Genomic DNA, 15,449 nt, shown 5'->3' with positions numbered 1-15,449 from the left:
TCCGCCGTGCACGACAAGAGCGTCTGGACCATCTGCCGCATCTCTGCGGTGCGTCGATGATCCTCCGTGCAGTTCCAGCGTATTTCCGTGCCTTCGCTGCCGCTGTAGGATTGAAACGGAAGGTGAGGACGGCCGCATCGCCGATCTCCTGCACGTGGGGCGCGATCATTTGGTATTTCGGCGCGAAGATCTTGCCCCGGGTGCTTTCATAATAGGCCGTCAGATTGTCGAGGCCGTCCAGGCGTTCCGCCAGGAACGGATCGAAGTAGACGACGTCCGGAGCGGAAATCTCCAGAAAACCCGAGGGGTCGCCGTTGCCCCCGTGCGAGGGCCTTCTGTTCGAACTCTATGACGGGATAAGTGATCATGATCGGTCATTCTACTTGTTTGGACCGGGCAGATTTCAGCTCGGGCGTCAGTTCCTCGGATATGACTTCCCTCACTGCACGGCTCCGACGATCAATGCACCGACTGACAGAGCCGCAAGCATGGCGAGAGCCGCCCAGAGAATCGTCCATCCGGCCCGCTGACCCGCCGGGACGGAGGCTAGCACGAAGGTCGATACCGGCAGGAGCAGCAGGAGCGCCGTGACGAGACCCGGCGCAAGCTCCAGGCGACAAGAGAGAGGATGATATGGGAACAGGCGTTGAGGATCAGAATCCATGCGAACAGCGCCAGCCACGCCGTCTTCCTGCGCGGCGCAAAACGGCGGACCATGAGCGCCGCGAAGAGCGGCAGGATGGTGACGAGAAGAAGCGCGATGCCGAACCCGCCTTGGACGTGAATTCGCGCCATCCAGCCCCATGGCCCGTTTTGCGCGGACCAATCCGGCAGGTCGCAAACCCATTCTTCGAGATTGTGCAGCGCCAGCGCCGCGTTCAGCAGCAGCTACAGGCGCAAATTTCTATTGAGGGCATCGATCGTCTCCACGTTCATTACCTTGTCACCGCCGAAACGGGGCGCCGCGGCGAAAAGGGCAGCGTCGGTCCATAGCCGAAACGCATGACGATGTCGGGCCTGAGGCCGGCCTCTCCGGCGAGCGCGGCGAGCTCGGACCGCAGGCCGGCCACCTCCACGGGTTGGTTGACGAAGGCGAGCTTGAGCCCCAACGCGGTGGCGGTGAGCGCGAAGCGCTGGCAGGCGCGGCCCACCTTCACCCAATGCGCCCTGTCCGCGCGCTCGGCGAGAAAGATCGCGATCCCGGCAGAGGAATCGATATGCCGAGCATACTTATCGTTCTCGGACGCGGGTGTGACGAAGAGGTCGAAGGCGCGAGGCCCTAACCAGTCCGGGAGCGTCGGATTGCCGCTCGCCGCAGCGTAAAGCCCGTCGCCCATCCGTATTGCGCTTTGCGGATTAAAGCGCAGCCATTGCTTCAGTTCGGCAAGAAAGGCCGGATCGCGCATCTGCGCGTCATTGCCGGCCACGACGAGGTCGCGAAGCCGGTCGATCCGGGACCGTTCGGTCAGGATCACGAGGCGCACACCCTCGACCTCTCCGGCGCGCTGCAATGCCTCAATGTCGCCGGCCGGAACCGGACGTCGGTCATAGGCGGCGCGGGTGGACTGGCGCTTTGCGATTGCGGCAAGAAGCGGGGTCGGCTGCGGTTCGGCCGGGGAAAAGGAATAGCGAAGGCTTCCGTCCGCGTTCGTCTTCAGGACACCCGGCCTCCCGGTCGCGGCCCCGGCAATCGCCAGGTTCTCCGCAGCGCAGCCGAGGCTGACGAACAGATGATGATCGTCCGGATCGACCACCGGCGTGGCGCGGGCCGGATCGGGCAGGATATCGATCGCTCCTTCCCCCGCATGGAAGCGCCAGGGCTGGGTGTTGTGGCCGTTGGCGGCCAGCGTCGCGCAACGGATGAGATCGGCGATTTCAGGACCGGGCGGCGCCCGTAGGGCAGCAGCGTAGCGCGCATAATCATCAGTCGAACAGACCGCTGAGCGCCAGCCAAACAGTCCGACACCCAGCACGGTGACTCCGCCAGCGCCTATGAGCATCGTTCGCCTGTTCATCGTGCCTCCTAGAGTCCGATGATACATCGCCCGGGCGACGAGCCCTTGACCCTGATCAATGTTCCACGACTGTATTCGCCTGGGCGAGAAAAGCGGGGCGATCCCGCGCGGCCGCAGCGCGTGGTTTCCCTGCCGTCAGACCGCGTGCGCCTTCTTCCACTTGCGCAGCCTGCCCCCGGCATTGTCGTAAGGAGAGGACGTGTTGAACTGGATCATCCGTTCCATCGTCCATTTCCCGTACCACCCCGGTGAGCTCAACATGTTTGACCGAAGGCCCTGAGAGAAAAGGGCCATCGAGACACTCCACTCTTTTGCCACCTATGGCTACCGACCTACCGCTGTTGCCGCCGAAAGCCGCAGAAAGCCGCAGAAATAGAAGAATATGGCAATATTTCATATTCTTACGATGAATTCGTAGTGCTCATCTTCGTCGGTCGTTGCCCGCCATTCAATCGTAAGTTCCTGACAAGGACATATAACTCTCGGCGGAGCGGCGCACGTCCGCTACCTCGGCACTAAGAGAGCCATCAAAATCGGCTCGCACGTCGCGCCGAAGCGCTTCCCGCCGCGTGCCGAGGATTATGCCGAGCTGGAGGCCGCAGCCGCCAGTGGCTCATATGAGGCCTGGGAAGAGGCGATGGCGCGGTTCATCGCAGGCCTTCGAGCATGGCAGATCTGAGCGACCGCCAGTTGGCCGCAAGCCTCGCCCGGGCGCAAGCCGGCAAGTTGCCGGATTGGCCTGCGGAGATGAAAGAGCGCATTTTTGGCCTGATCGAGATCCTCAATCGCGCCAATTAGGGTGACATCCAGCCTCATAAAGGCAATTTCACAATGTCCAAGATGAACGCTCCCTATTGAGAAAGGCCGATATTTCGTGCCCTTCGGCCCTCGGGAGGGCAGCTCAGTTGCCAGCATCATGGCAGTGGTCATCAATGCGCCCGGTGAGGCGCTTGCGCCCGCAATTCTCCCACACGCGTTTCCAGATTGGTCCATGCGGGGCGCTCGCTGGCGAAGCGTGTGCGGACATAGCGGATCAGTTCGGCGATCTGCCGATCCGACATGTTGGCGCGAAAACCCGGCATCGTCCCGTTCGCCATCGCGGCTTCGCCCTGAATGCCGTCCAGAATGACGCGGATCAGATTGTCTGGCCGCTCGGCATTGACGGTGCCGTTGACAGCTAGGGACGGGCGAATGGCAAAGTTCTCGCCTACGCCCGACATGCTGTGGCATGCGGCGCAAGCGCCGTCGAAGATGCGCGCGCCCCATCCGCTCAATGCGCTCATTTGTTGGTTCGCCCTTTGCTCGGCAGCGGCTGCCAGTTCCGCCTGCAGGGCAGATGTTACGGACGGGTCGCCAAAGGACGCCAGATATGTCGCCATCGCGCGAATGTCGGCGTCCGGCAACTGGCGCATTTCATCGATGACAGGTGCCATCGGGCCGGCGGCAGTGCCGTGCAAGGGCGAATGGCCGGTCCGCAGATAGGCGTAGAAATCCTCCGCGCGCCACGGCACGACGCTGTTTGACGTGCGTGTGAGCGACGGCGCATACCAGCCATCGATATAGGCGCCGCCCAGATGTGCCGCGCCCTTGCGTTCCGCGCCCATCAGGTTGCGCGGGCTGTGGCAGGCAGCGCAGTGGCCCAGCCCCTCGATCAGATAGCCGCCGCGATTCCATTCCGCCGATTTGGTCGGGTCATCGCGCCAGGCACTGGGTTTCAGAAAAAGGCTGTTCCACCCGGCCATTAGCGGGCGCATGCCGAACGGGAAGGCAAGCTTTGTCTTCAGCGGCTGTGATTGTACCGGCACCTGCGCCATCAGATAGGCGTAGAGCGCCTGCATGTCGGCATCGCTGATCTTGGCGAAGGCGGTGTAGGGAAAGGCGGGATAGAGATGCCGCCCATCGCGCGATATGCCTTGCCGCATCGCTCGCTCGAATGCGGGATAGGACCAGGCGCCGATGCCGGTTTCAGGATCGGGCGTGATATTGGTGCTGTATACCGTGCCGAAAGGCGTTTCCATTGCCAGCCCGCCGGCATTGGTGATGCCGCCCGGTGCCGTGTGGCACACGGCGCAATCGCCTGCAGCCGCGAGGAGACGGCCCCGCTCGATCGTTTGGGCAGAATAAAGGCCTGCGGATGGCCGCTCGATGGGCGCGATCGAGGGACGCCAAGGCGACGCGATCGCCAGCAACGCAGCGGCACCCGCCCCTAGGGCGGTGAGCCGTGCCCATAGTCCGGCCCGACGCGGCGGGGGCAGCGCCTGCGGGTCCAGCGGACCCGTGAGCAGGCCCGCCTGGTGCAAGGCAGCGCGGACCTTTTCAGGCGTGAAGGGCGGCTCGCGGAAACGGATGCCGGTAGCGTCGTACAGTGCGTTGGCGATGGCGGCAGCGCTCGGTACCGAAGCGGATTCTCCCGCGCCCAGGGGCGGCTGATCCGGCCGCGGCAGCATCAGCACGTCGATTTCCGGCACTTCGGGGAAGGTGATGATCGGATAACCGCCCCATTCGGACGCGACAACGCCGACATCGTCGAATGTCACCTGTTCCTTGAGGGCGCGTGAGGTCGACTGGATCACATTGCCATGGATCTGGTGCCTCACCCCTTCGGGATTGACCATCAGGCCTGCATCATGGCCGACCGTTACCTTGGTCACGGCGACTTCGCCGGTTCGCCGATTGACGGTGACGTCGGCGACCCAGGCTGCCCAGGCTGCGCCATAGCCGGGAAACTTGCTGTGAACGTAAAGAGCATAGGCAAAGCCGCGCCCATGCAGCAAATCACCTTCGCCGCCCAAGGTCTGGGGACGTGTGTGCGCCGTCCAGCCGGCGCGTTCGGCCGTTGCTTCCACAACGGCGATGCCGCGCTGGTCGCGCAAATAGCGTAGTCGATATTCGACCGGATCGACGCCCGCCATCGCGGCCGCCTCGTCGATCCAGCTTTCATGCGCAAAACTGTTGGGCAAGGCGGAAACGCCGCGGATCCACGATGCGCGCACGATGGGCGGCATGTCGTGGATCGTCACGCGCATGTTGGGATAGTCATAGGGTGCGATCGACGTGCGATCGCCCATTTCGAACACGGCTGGAATCGGAGGGATCTTGCCCGTCAGGAGCAGCGCGAGCGTCGGGGCTCCGTTGGAAGGATAGCGCGACTGATAATCATAGGCGAGCGCATTGCCTGCGGCATCCAGCGCGCCTGCCACCTGCATCAGCTGGCCGGTACCCTTGGGTTCCCAAAGATGTTCCTGCTCGCGGCTCAATTGAACGCGAACCGGCGCGCCGACCGCGCGCGACAGCAGGGCGGCGTCAGCCGCCACGTCGTCGGCGCAATTGCGGCCGTAACAGCCCGCGGCCTCCATCCGCACGACATCGATCCGTTCCGGCGGCAGGTCGAGCAGGCGCGCGAGATCGGCGCGCAGCGGGTGGGGATTTTGGGTGCCCGTCCAGACCCGCAGTCCTTCCGGGTGGTAGTCGGCGACGGCACAGGACGGGCCGATCGACCCGTGCATCTGATAAGGCCAGACATAAGTGCCATCGAGACGCGATGCCGCGCCGTCCAGCGCGCCTTCGACATCGCCCTTGTCCTGCAGGCGCCGCGCCGTCGAAGGATTGGCGCTGATCGCGGTGGCGAGGTCGCCGAGGTCGGGAATGGAGGGCGTCGGTTTCCATTCGGCACGCAGGCTCTGCATCGCGGCCACGGCCCATTCCTCGCGCGTGGCGACAATGCCGATGAAATCGCCAATGACGACGAGCTTAATGATGCCAGGAATGTGGGCGATGGAACCTTCGTCCACTGCAATCAGACTGTTGCCGACGAAGTCGCCAGCATCGACGCCAGCGTAAGGAGGGCGCACTACGCGCCCGTGCAGCATGCCAGGGACGCGCATGTCGTGAACGAAAGTCAGGTCCCCGGCCGCTTTCGCGGGAATATCGACGCGGCGGGTGGACGTGCCGACCAGCCGATAGGCGCTGGCGGGCTTTACCGGCGTTTCGCGATCAAGCACCAGGCGCGCACGATGCCCCTCCACGAGCTCGCCAAACGACAGACGGCGATTGTCGCCCGCAATTCCCACCAGCCCTTCATCGAAGCGCAATTGGTCGGCGGGCACGTCCAGCCGTTCGGCGGCCGCCGCGGCCAGCCAGGCACGGGCCTGCGCGGCGGCCGCGCGCAACGGCACCGCCGTGGTCTGGATGGTGTCGCTGGCGATAGTGGCGCTCTGGTCCGGCGTGCGCGCGGTATCGCCCAATATCATGCTGACGCGCGATGGCGGCAGATCGAGTTCCTCCGCGACGATCTGCGTCAGCGCGGTGCGGATGCCGGTGCCGAGATCCACATGCCCATTGAAGCCGAATATGCGTCCGGCTCCGTCGATCAGAAGGAAAGGCATGTCCGCCCCGTCCGCGCCCGACGGGCCATGAACGATCAGCGTATCATCCAGCGCATAAAGCGCCTGGCGGTCGAGCTGGGCGGGATCGAAAATGCTCATGCCCGCCCAACCTCGCCGCGCATTGTGGCCGCCGCACGCAGCACCGATCGCATGATCTCCACATGCGTGCCGCACCGGCAGAGATTGTGCCGCAGCGCCTGCGCGATCTCCGCCTCGTCCGGATCCGGATTGCGGCTGAGCAGTGCATGGGCCGTGATGATCATCCCGTTCAGGCAATAGCCGCACTGGGCGCCCTGCTCGGCAATGAAGGCAGCCTGCACCGGACCGGGATTGTCGCGCGTGCCCAGTCCCTCCAGCGTCACCACCTCGCGTCCTTCCACTGCCGCCATGGAGACGACACAGGCGCGTGCCAGCTTTCCATCCACCAGCACGGAGCACGCACCGCATTCGCCGAGGCCGCAGCCGAATTTCGGGCCATTCAGCTTCAGATCATTACGCAATATGTAGAGCAGCGCGGTTGCCGGCCCGACCGTCAACCGATGGTCGGCGCCATTCACCCGGAACGCGATTTCCCTTTCTCTGGGACCGTGCATGCTCCACTCCTCTGACGGACCGCGCGCTGCGGTCCGGTCGGGCGCAAGTCATTTGCCTACGCACGATCTGCATAGGGGTCAATTATGTGGGAGCCAGCGCTCTCAGCCCGAACCCTGGGTCGCATCCAGCCGCTGCAGCACGGCTGCCAATGGCAGTACGTCTCCGCACTTCTGACGCATGTCAAAAAGATTGGCCTCATGGGGAGCAATGGCGCGGTCGCCCACACAATCCTCAACGACCACAGGGCGGAAGCCATGACACATTGCGTCGATCACGCTGGCACGCACGCATCCGCTGGTGACGCAGCCCCCGACCAACAACGTGCTGACGCTTTTCGCGGTCAGCCAGGGAGCAAGGCCCGTTCCGAAGAAAGCCGACGGCGTCGTCTTGCGCACGATCAACTCGCCTTCGACGGGCGCAAGCGCGTCGACGATCTGGCTACCATGCGAGGTTTCGGTGAGGCCGAGCAGGCTTGGCACCTTCAGGCTGAAGATGTTCGCATCGGCGCCATCGTCGGCATAGACGATGCGGCTGTGTGCGACCGGAAATCCGCGCTGTCGCGCCTGCGCCAGCAATTCGCGGCTATTCTCGATGGCGGGCCCGATATTGCCGCCACCGAAGGCAGCGGGGTCGGCAAAGCCATTGACGAAGTCGATGAGCAGCAGGCCGACCTGTCCGACGATGCCCAGTTCAGCGCCGAAGCCTTGGCGGGCATAAATCTCCTCTTCATGATGGAGGCTCATTGGGCGGCCTCCAGGTCGATCAGCCTGCCTTCCCGCACGACTTCCCGCCCATCGAGCGCGACGGTGCAGCGACGCAGCGGAATGTCGATGTGGCAGGCCGTGTTGCGCTCGCCACCGACTTCGGTATTGGGACCCAGCGAGAAGAGGAAATTACCGGCAAAGGCGCGAGCATCCATGCCGATGGTCTGCTCCCGATCATAGAGACCCAGCGTCGACCATCGCGCGCGATCCTGCAATCCCCAGCCGATATGCGACATGGCGAAGCCTTCGGGATCGTTGAAGGCTTCCATATAATCCCACAGCAGCTCGGCATCGACGCCGCCTTCCATCCGCGTCACATATCCGTCCTTGACGGTCATGACGATCGGCTCTGCCACATAGGATTTCATCGGCAGCAGAATGTCGCCCCGATCGACGATGATCGTGCCGTTGCACGCGCCTTCATCGGGCCAGGTCAGGGCGAAGCCACTGGGCCAATGATCCCATCGTCCCGGTTCGTCGACAAAGCCATATTCCAACACGGCGGGATATTGGCCCAGCGCGCAAATGAGATCCGTCCCGGCGGCGGACGTGACACGCATTTCCGTTGAGGCGGCAATCAGCCGTCCCGCCGCCTGCACGCGTGCCTTGTCTTCCTCCGTTGGCACCAGGCGGGCAAGGATTTCCGGCGGCTCGACCGCCAGCAATATCTTGGTGCCCGATTCCAATATTTCGGCCTGCTCGGGCGAAAAGAGCAGCAGCATCAGGTCGAGTACCAGGTCGCTGGCCTTGCACATCGCCATGGCGGCCGCATTGCCGGTGAGGGGGGTCGAGCCGACATAAGCCAGCGGATCGCGGCTATGTGCCCGCGCGCCGTTCACAGGCAGCATGTCGAGCCGGTTGACGATGGCGCCGGCTGCCTGCGCCGCGACAATGGCCGTCGACAGCGTCTGCGGATGCGTATTGGGGCCAGTGAGGATCGTTACCGTCTGTTCCGGCTCCAGGCGGGAGAGCGCAAGGACCGTTTTCCACGCCTCCGTCAATTCATGATCGCTGATCGCCATGCGTCATATCCCTTCGCCGCGTGGCGCCTCCCCTGAAATCGAAGCGCCAGGTTTCTCTCACAAAGGCTGTGGACACCCACAATTTGTATATCATATGTACGCATATGATCTATTGATTCGCAAGCCTGCCTCGACGGCTCACGCCGAGGAAGCGAGCGTGGGAGGGCAGAATGCATAAAAGCTTCAAAATCGGACAGATTGTTCCCAGTTCCAACACGACCATGGAAACTGAAATTCCCGCGATGCTGCGCGCTCGGGAAGCCATCCGGCTCGAAAAGTTCACTTTTCATTCCAGTCGTATGCGTATGAAAAAGGTCACGGCAGACGAGCTGGCCGCGATGGACGGGGAATCGGATCGCTGCGCCATCGAGCTCAGCGACGCTCGCGTCGACCTGTTGGGCTATGCCTGCCTGGTCGCGATCATGGCGATGGGCCATGGCTATCACCGCACCTCGCAGCAGCGCCTGCGCGGGCGCACGCAGGAAAATGGAACGGACATTCCCGTCATCACCAGCGCGGGTGCGCTCGTGGACAGCCTGCACCATATGGGCGTCAGGAAAGTCGCGCTGGTGGCCCCCTATATGAAGCCGCTCACAGGCCTTGTCGTGGATTACATCCGGGCCGAGGGGATCGAGGTGGCCGATCATGTCGCCCTCGAAATTCCCGATAATCTGGAGGTTGGCCGCCACGATCCTGCGCGCCTGCCGGAGATTGTCGCAAGGCTGGACACCAGCGACGTCGACGCGGTGGTGCTGTCCGCCTGCGTCCAGATGCCTTCCCTGCCGGTGGTGCCGCGCGTCGAAGCGATGACGGGAAAGCCCGTCGTCACAGCCGCGATCGCGACGACTTTCCAGATGCTGCGTGCGCTTGAGCTGGAGCCGGTGGTGCCCGGCGCCGGCGCGCTTCTGTCCGGCGCTTATTGAGGAGCCTGTTTCCGATGATCTCCCGTTTCATTGCCGGCGCCAACGTTCACGCCAATGGGATTCGCCAGCATTATCTGCGCTATGGCGGTGCGGGTCGGCCGCTCGTCCTGGTTCCGGGCATTACCAGCCCAGCGATCACCTGGGGCTTCGTCGCGGAAGAGTTGGCGCGCGATTTTGACGTCTATGTCCTCGACGTTCGCGGCCGCGGCTTGTCGGAGGCAGGCAATCATCTGGATTATGGGCTGGACGCCTGCGCCGCGGACATCGTGGCTTTCGTGGATGCGCTCGACCTGCGAGGCAGTTTGCTCCTCGGCCACTCGATGGGCGCGCGCCATGCCATTCGTGCCTGCCGCTTGGCACCCGGCCGCTTTTCGCGTCTGGCGCTGATCGATCCGCCGGTTTCGGGTCCGGGCCGCCGGCCTTATCCGGCCAATCTCGACTGGTATGTGGACTCGATGGCCCTGGCGCGGCGTGGCGCCGGCATCGAGGCGCTTCGCCGCTTCACGCCCAGTTGGACCGACGAGCAGATCGCGCTGCGTGCCGAGTGGCTGCACACATGTGACCAGGCGGCAATTCTGTCCTCTTATGCCGGATTTCACGATGACGACATCCATGTCGACATCCCGCATCTGAGCCTGCCGACGCTGTTGGTCGCCGCCGGGCGCGGCGGCGTGATCCTGGACGAGGACGTGGAGGAAATCCGCGCGCTTCTGCCGAGCATCGAGACATGCCGTGTGGCCGATGCGGGGCACATGATTCCCTGGGACGACCTGCCGGGCTTCCTCGCAGCCGTGCGGCCCTTTCTGACCGCCTGACCTCCATACCATCGTCCAGCTTACGGGCGTCCAGCTCATGGGGCGTAAGAGCCAAAGGATATCGAAGATGAAACAGGGTGAGATTGCGATTGTCGGCGCCGGTCTCGGCGGCCTCGTTGCGGGGCTTTTGCTGGTGAAGGACGGATATGACGTCCATATTTACGAACAAGCGCCCAGTTTCTCCCGGCTTGGCGCAGGGATCCAGCTGGGCCCCAACGTCCTCAAGATCATGCGTCGCCTGGGCCTGGAGCAGCAGGTGGAAGCGATGGGGTCGAAGCCACCCTCATGGATCAGCCGCAACGGACCGGACGCGGCCGTCATGGCGGATATTCCGCTCAACCGTCGGCGTGATGAATATGGCGCGGCCTATGTCACCATCCATCGCGGCGATTTCCATCGGCTGCTGACGGCGGAGTTCCCTGCGGATCGGCTGCACTTCGGACGCAAGCTGACAAGCGCGGTCGAAGGAGATCGCACGGTCACGCTGACCTTCGACGATGGTACCAGCGTTGACGCAGCCATCGTTATCGGGGCGGACGGCGTCAATTCGGTGGTCCGCGAAACCCTGCTGGGCGAGGAGCCGCCGCTTTATACGGGCTTTATCGGCCACCGCGCGATTTTCCCCACCGCGCGCCTGAAGGATTCCGGCTTCGATTTCGACCCTTGCGTCAAATGGTGGTCGGAGGATCGCCACATCATGGTCTATTATCTCGATGACCGGCAGGAGGAGATGTATTACGTCACCGGCGCGCCCGAGCCGGAATGGAAGAACGGCACCTCCTTCCTCCCCAGCAGCAAGGAGGAGATGTTCGCGGCGTTCGGCGATTATCACCCCATGGTCCATGCGATGATCGAGGCATCGACCGAGATCACGAAATGGCCGCTTCTCACCCGGCCGCCATTGGCGCTCTGGAGCCAGGGGCGCATGGTGCTGCTGGGCGATGCATGCCACCCGATGAAGCCTCATATGGCGCAGGGCGCGGCCATGGCGATCGAGGATGCGGCCATGCTGGCCCGCTGCATTGGCGAAGTGGGGGGCATTGGCGATTATGAATCGGCCTTCGCGCTCTATCGCGCCAATCGCATGGAGCGCGCATCGCGCGTGCAGGAAGTGTCGAACGCGAACAGCTGGCTGCGGACGCAGGAAAATCCCGACTGGGTCTATGGCTATGATGTGTTCAATATTCCCCTTCGGGCGGCGTAGTGGCCTCGATGAGCGATAGCGGCATCACCGTAAGAAAGGGGGCTGGAAACTGCCTATCCGGCCCCTTTTTGCCTCGCAATCGTCATAGAATTCAGCCATTAGCACCATATGTCCACCAACAACCATGTCCTCGTCGAGTTTGCCGACACCCATGACGGGAAGGAAGCCGAGGGGCTGGTGGACTATCGGCTGGAGGACCAGGTCGGCTTCCTGCTGCGCCGGGCCCATCAACGGGCAAGCGGCATCTTTTCGGAGCATTTCCGCGATTCCAGCGTGAGCCCGGTCCAGTTCGCGGCGTTGGTGAAGATCCGCGACGAAGGCCGTGTTTCACAAAATCAGCTCGGTCGCCTGACCCATATGGATCCGGCGACGATCATGGGCGTGATCAAGCGCCTCGCCGCGCGCGACCTCATTCGCCGCTATCCCGATGCCGGCGACAGGCGCAGGATGATGCTGGGCATTACCTCGAGCGGCCTCAAGCTGGTCGAGGAACATGTGGAAATGGGCCGCCGCGTAACCGAAGATACGTTGGCTCCCCTGGATCCCGGCGAACGGGCAACATTCCTTGAGCTTCTCGCAAAGCTGACTTGATCGTTCGCGCGGGCCATTTTTGCCCGTGCTATGCGGGATAGCCGGGCGCATGGCCGTCTGCCCGTCTCACACCATGCCATATTCCCTTTGAGACGGGCGAGCGTGCGCGCCGCCAGCCGTCGCTTGGCATATTAGTGGCAAGTGTCTGCTCAACCGGCGCTCAGAAGGGCATCTTCGAATAACTATTTGTATACAAACGACATTCGAGTCGCCTTCGTCTGGATTGATCGCGCATTTCCGGCCTTCGCATCGCAGATCCTCTCGGGGGACGCCATCCTCAATAGGGGGCTTTTCGGAGCTGAGCGCAACATTCCACCTCCGCTGACGTCAAATCGAAATATTGTAGGCTTACAAACAATTCTTCTCGACTTTGATTCCGATCAATGTATGGTCTGATTCGTGTGATGCGGAATTGATGTTGAGGAGATTGCCCAGACATTCAGACCGTTGACATTTCTCCTCGCAATCTCCTGCATGGCCGCAATTTTTGAAATTGCATCTGCGCCCAAGTCGCTGCAGCAGCTCTGGGCACTATCATATGTGTACATATGAAATGGACGGCTCGTCCTTGATTTAACGGAAAAGCAAGGCCCCAGCCGCGCTGAACCGCCGCCCCTGCGTGCGGTGCGCTGGCGAACCAAGCAGAACCTGCAATTCCGAGCGGAGAGTGTGCCTGTGATCGCAATCACGGTCCTACGCGGCTTTCCTAAAGGGGGTTCTATGAGGGTAATTTCCAAGAGTTTCAGCCTTCTGCTGATGTCCGGCGGCAGCTTTTTGGCAGCTGCGCCGGCCCTGGCGCAGGCCACGGGCAGCGCGCCGGTCCTCCTGGCCGCGGCCGATGCTGCCGCGAATGCCCCAACGGAAAGCGATGGCGATACTGCTGGAATTGTCGTCGTCGGCCGGACGCTGGAGGCGCAGACGCAAAAGACGCCCGTGTCCATCACGTCCTTCGGGGCCGAGGATTTGCGGACCAAGAATATTTCCGAGCCGCAGGATCTGAACCGCACTGTTCCGGGTCTCAGCATCTCTGAAATCGGGACGACCCGAAACAGCGCCCGATATAGCTTGCGCGGCCAGAGCCAGGAAACGGGGGCTGATCCCAGCGTGATGACCTATTTCGGGGGCGTTGCAACCGCCTCGCCGGGGCCGGGCTTCCTGTTCGACTTGTCCGGCGTGGATGTGTTCAAGGGGCCGCAGGGGACCGCGTTCGGCCGCAACACGACCGGCGGCGCGGTCGTGCTGACGCCGGAGGCACCTACGGATGAATTTGGCGGTTATGTCGATGCAAGCGTGGGCGGCTATGATTTTCAGCGCATCCAGGCGGCTGTGAACGTGCCGATCGCGGGCGACGCGCTCAGCGCCCGCTTCGCCATTGACGCCAATCATCGCCGCGGCTTCACCCGGGACGTCAAGACCGGCAAATGGTATGACGGGCGGGATTACAAGGCCTATCGCGGCTATATTGTCGCCAAGCCGTTCGAGGGCTTCGAAAACCGGCTGCTCATCAACTTCGCCTATGGCAAGGCGAGTGATCCGGGCGCCTCGGTCGTCGCCGTCGATCCCACGGGAATCGGTGCAAAAATCTTCCCCGGCCTGCCGCAGGCGCTGATCGATCAGCAGAAGCGCGGCGTAAGGCGCGTCGACCATGATGTCGACAACGGCTTTTCCAGCTTTCGCTCGCTGGCAGTCAGCAATGTGAGCTCCTACCAGATCACGCCGACCATCACGATCAAGAATATCTTCGGTTACAATGACAACCGGGTGGCCAATTATGACGATACGGACGGGTCGCCTTTCCCGATCCTGGGCTATCTGCCCACCAAATATCCGGCGAGCTATCCCGAACCGGATTCGCCTTATAAATCGGTATCAGATGAAATTCAGCTGAGCGGCGACAGCCTTGACGGGAAGCTGCAGTGGAATGGCGGCGTCTATTATGAGCATCACTATCCCGTATCCAGCAACCAGCAGGACCGTTTCTATGTCTTTGGCAATCTGCGCTTCTCTCAGGCGTTGACGCGGACCTGGTCGCGGGCCGTCTATGCCCAGGCCAGCTATGAAATTCTGCCGGGGCTGAAGCTGACCGGCGGTGGACGTTACACCTGGGACCGGCGCAAGCAAACGACCACCGCTTATGCGCTGGCAACGCCCTGCTACACGCCCGCCAGCGTTCCGGGCAATCTGTGCGGCGTGAAGCAGAAAGCGAATTTCTCTGCCCCCACATGGAATGCCAGCCTGCAATATGAAATCGCCAATCTCGGCATGGTCTATGCCACGGTCCGCCGCGGCTACAAGAGCGGCGGTTTCAACAACTCGGCGCCGACGCCTGATATGCTCACCTACAGGCCCGAATATGTGACGGATTATGAAATCGGCGGAAAGACGCACTTTGACCTGCTGGGTCAGCCGGCCCATCTGAACATCGATCTTTACAAGAGCGACTTCACGAGCAAGCAGACGACGGGCACGGTGATCGCGAACGGCCAGTCCTATGGCCTGATCACCAATGCGGGCACCGGCAGCATCAAGGGCGTGGAAGTCGATACCGCTATCGAGCTGTTCAGGAAGCTGACGCTTTCGGCCCTTTATGCCTATACGGATGCCAAGTCGGACTCGCTTGTCTTCAACGGCATATTGCGGCCAGGCGCGCCGCTAGCTGGCGTATCCAAGCACAAGCTGTCGGCAACGGCGCAATATGCGGTGCTGAATTCCGACGATATTGGGGATGTATCGGCGACCCTTTCCTACAGCTATCAAAGCGCTTTCCAGACCAATACCTCGCTGGACATTTTGACCAGCAAGGATCCGTTCAAGCGCAGGACGCCCGGTTACGGCCTGCTGGACGCGCGCGTCGACTGGAACAATTTCCTGGGCCGGCCGATCGACCTTGCGGTCTATGTCACCAACGTCACCGACAAAGCGGCGATGCAGCAGCTCAACAGCATCTATGACGGGCTGGGCTATAACACCGCAATGTATGTTCCCCCCCGCATGGTCGCGGCGAGCCTGCGCTACCGCTTCAAATAACCATGCCTAAGGTTTCCCGGCGGCGCCATGTGCGTGCGCCGGGAAATCGCGGCGATTGACGACCCGCCCGATCCCTGCCGTCTTCAATATCCTGCCAGTCCGGAGGCAA

General features: G+C 62.5%; 13 protein-coding genes and 1 pseudogene. 6 read left to right on the top strand and 8 right to left on the bottom strand.

Features of this window, described 5'->3' with window-relative positions; genetic code table 11:
- Positions 1-88: 88 nt before the first annotated feature.
- The 4 genes and pseudogenes from CLG96_RS19470 to CLG96_RS16670 form a co-directional block, all read right to left on the bottom strand.
- Positions 89-304: pseudogene (locus tag CLG96_RS19470) on the bottom strand (nuclear transport factor 2 family protein); the annotation flags it as partial.
- A 242-nt stretch (positions 305-546) separates the two neighbouring features.
- Positions 547-882, bottom strand: coding sequence for an HXXEE domain-containing protein (locus CLG96_RS19465; RefSeq protein ID WP_423828213.1), 336 nt, complete (start codon positions 880-882; stop codon positions 547-549).
- A gap of 53 nt (positions 883-935) precedes the next feature.
- Complete coding sequence (locus CLG96_RS16675; protein ID WP_107969668.1) at positions 936-2,015, bottom strand: Acg family FMN-binding oxidoreductase; 1,080 nt, start codon at positions 2,013-2,015, stop codon at positions 936-938.
- Between the two features lie 135 nt (positions 2,016-2,150).
- Positions 2,151-2,276, bottom strand: coding sequence for a ClbS/DfsB family four-helix bundle protein (locus CLG96_RS16670; RefSeq protein ID WP_341476959.1), 126 nt, complete (start codon positions 2,274-2,276; stop codon positions 2,151-2,153).
- 405 nt (positions 2,277-2,681) lie between these two features.
- Here CLG96_RS16670 and CLG96_RS19345 point away from each other — a divergent pair, with 405 nt between their 5' ends.
- On the top strand, positions 2,682-2,813 hold the full coding sequence (locus CLG96_RS19345; protein WP_279330727.1) for a hypothetical protein: 132 nt from the start codon (positions 2,682-2,684) through the stop codon (positions 2,811-2,813).
- A 131-nt stretch (positions 2,814-2,944) separates the two neighbouring features.
- Here the strand turns inward: CLG96_RS19345 and CLG96_RS16665 are convergent, their stop codons facing one another.
- The 4 genes from CLG96_RS16665 to CLG96_RS16650 form a co-directional block, all read right to left on the bottom strand.
- The gene (locus CLG96_RS16665; RefSeq protein ID WP_107969667.1) at positions 2,945-6,499 is read right to left on the bottom strand and encodes a molybdopterin cofactor-binding domain-containing protein; all 3,555 of its coding nucleotides are present in this window, start codon (positions 6,497-6,499) and stop codon (positions 2,945-2,947) included.
- Positions 6,496-6,993 carry a (2Fe-2S)-binding protein gene (locus CLG96_RS16660; protein ID WP_107969665.1) on the bottom strand — a complete coding sequence of 166 codons (498 nt, stop codon included), beginning with the start codon at positions 6,991-6,993 and terminating at the stop codon, positions 6,496-6,498. The genes CLG96_RS16665 and CLG96_RS16660 overlap by 4 nt, the downstream gene beginning before the upstream one ends.
- Positions 6,994-7,095: 102 nt before the next feature.
- Complete coding sequence (locus CLG96_RS16655) at positions 7,096-7,737, bottom strand: isochorismatase family protein (protein WP_107969663.1); 642 nt, start codon at positions 7,735-7,737, stop codon at positions 7,096-7,098.
- Positions 7,734-8,780: a 2,5-dihydroxypyridine 5,6-dioxygenase NicX family protein gene (locus CLG96_RS16650; RefSeq protein WP_107969661.1), complete on the bottom strand. Its 1,047-nt coding sequence runs from the start codon at positions 8,778-8,780 to the stop codon at positions 7,734-7,736. Before CLG96_RS16650 ends, CLG96_RS16655 begins: the two co-directional genes overlap by 4 nt.
- Positions 8,781-8,950: 170 nt before the next feature.
- Between CLG96_RS16650 and CLG96_RS16645 the strand changes: the two genes are divergently transcribed.
- From CLG96_RS16645 to CLG96_RS16625, 5 genes are all read left to right on the top strand, one after another.
- Complete coding sequence (locus tag CLG96_RS16645) at positions 8,951-9,703, top strand: maleate cis-trans isomerase family protein (RefSeq protein ID WP_107969659.1); 753 nt, start codon at positions 8,951-8,953, stop codon at positions 9,701-9,703.
- 14 nt (positions 9,704-9,717) lie between these two features.
- Entirely contained in the window at positions 9,718-10,518 is an 801-nt protein-coding gene (locus CLG96_RS16640) for an alpha/beta fold hydrolase (RefSeq protein WP_107969657.1), read from the top strand.
- Positions 10,519-10,585: 67 nt separating this feature from the next.
- Entirely contained in the window at positions 10,586-11,722 is a 1,137-nt protein-coding gene (locus tag CLG96_RS16635) for an FAD-dependent monooxygenase (protein WP_107969654.1), read from the top strand.
- Positions 11,723-11,899: 177 nt separating this feature from the next.
- The gene (locus CLG96_RS16630; RefSeq protein WP_207796731.1) at positions 11,900-12,313 is read left to right on the top strand and encodes a MarR family winged helix-turn-helix transcriptional regulator; all 414 of its coding nucleotides are present in this window, start codon (positions 11,900-11,902) and stop codon (positions 12,311-12,313) included.
- Between the two features lie 720 nt (positions 12,314-13,033).
- The gene (locus CLG96_RS16625) at positions 13,034-15,340 is read left to right on the top strand and encodes a TonB-dependent receptor (protein ID WP_107969650.1); all 2,307 of its coding nucleotides are present in this window, start codon (positions 13,034-13,036) and stop codon (positions 15,338-15,340) included.
- The last annotated feature ends 109 nt before the right edge of the window (positions 15,341-15,449 follow it).

Source organism: Sphingomonas oleivorans (assembly GCF_003050615.1).
Classification (GTDB): Bacteria; Pseudomonadota; Alphaproteobacteria; order Sphingomonadales; family Sphingomonadaceae; genus Sphingomonas_H; species Sphingomonas_H oleivorans.
The sequence above is the reverse complement of the archived record's forward strand: the minus strand, read 5'-3'. Positions and strand labels throughout refer to the sequence as shown.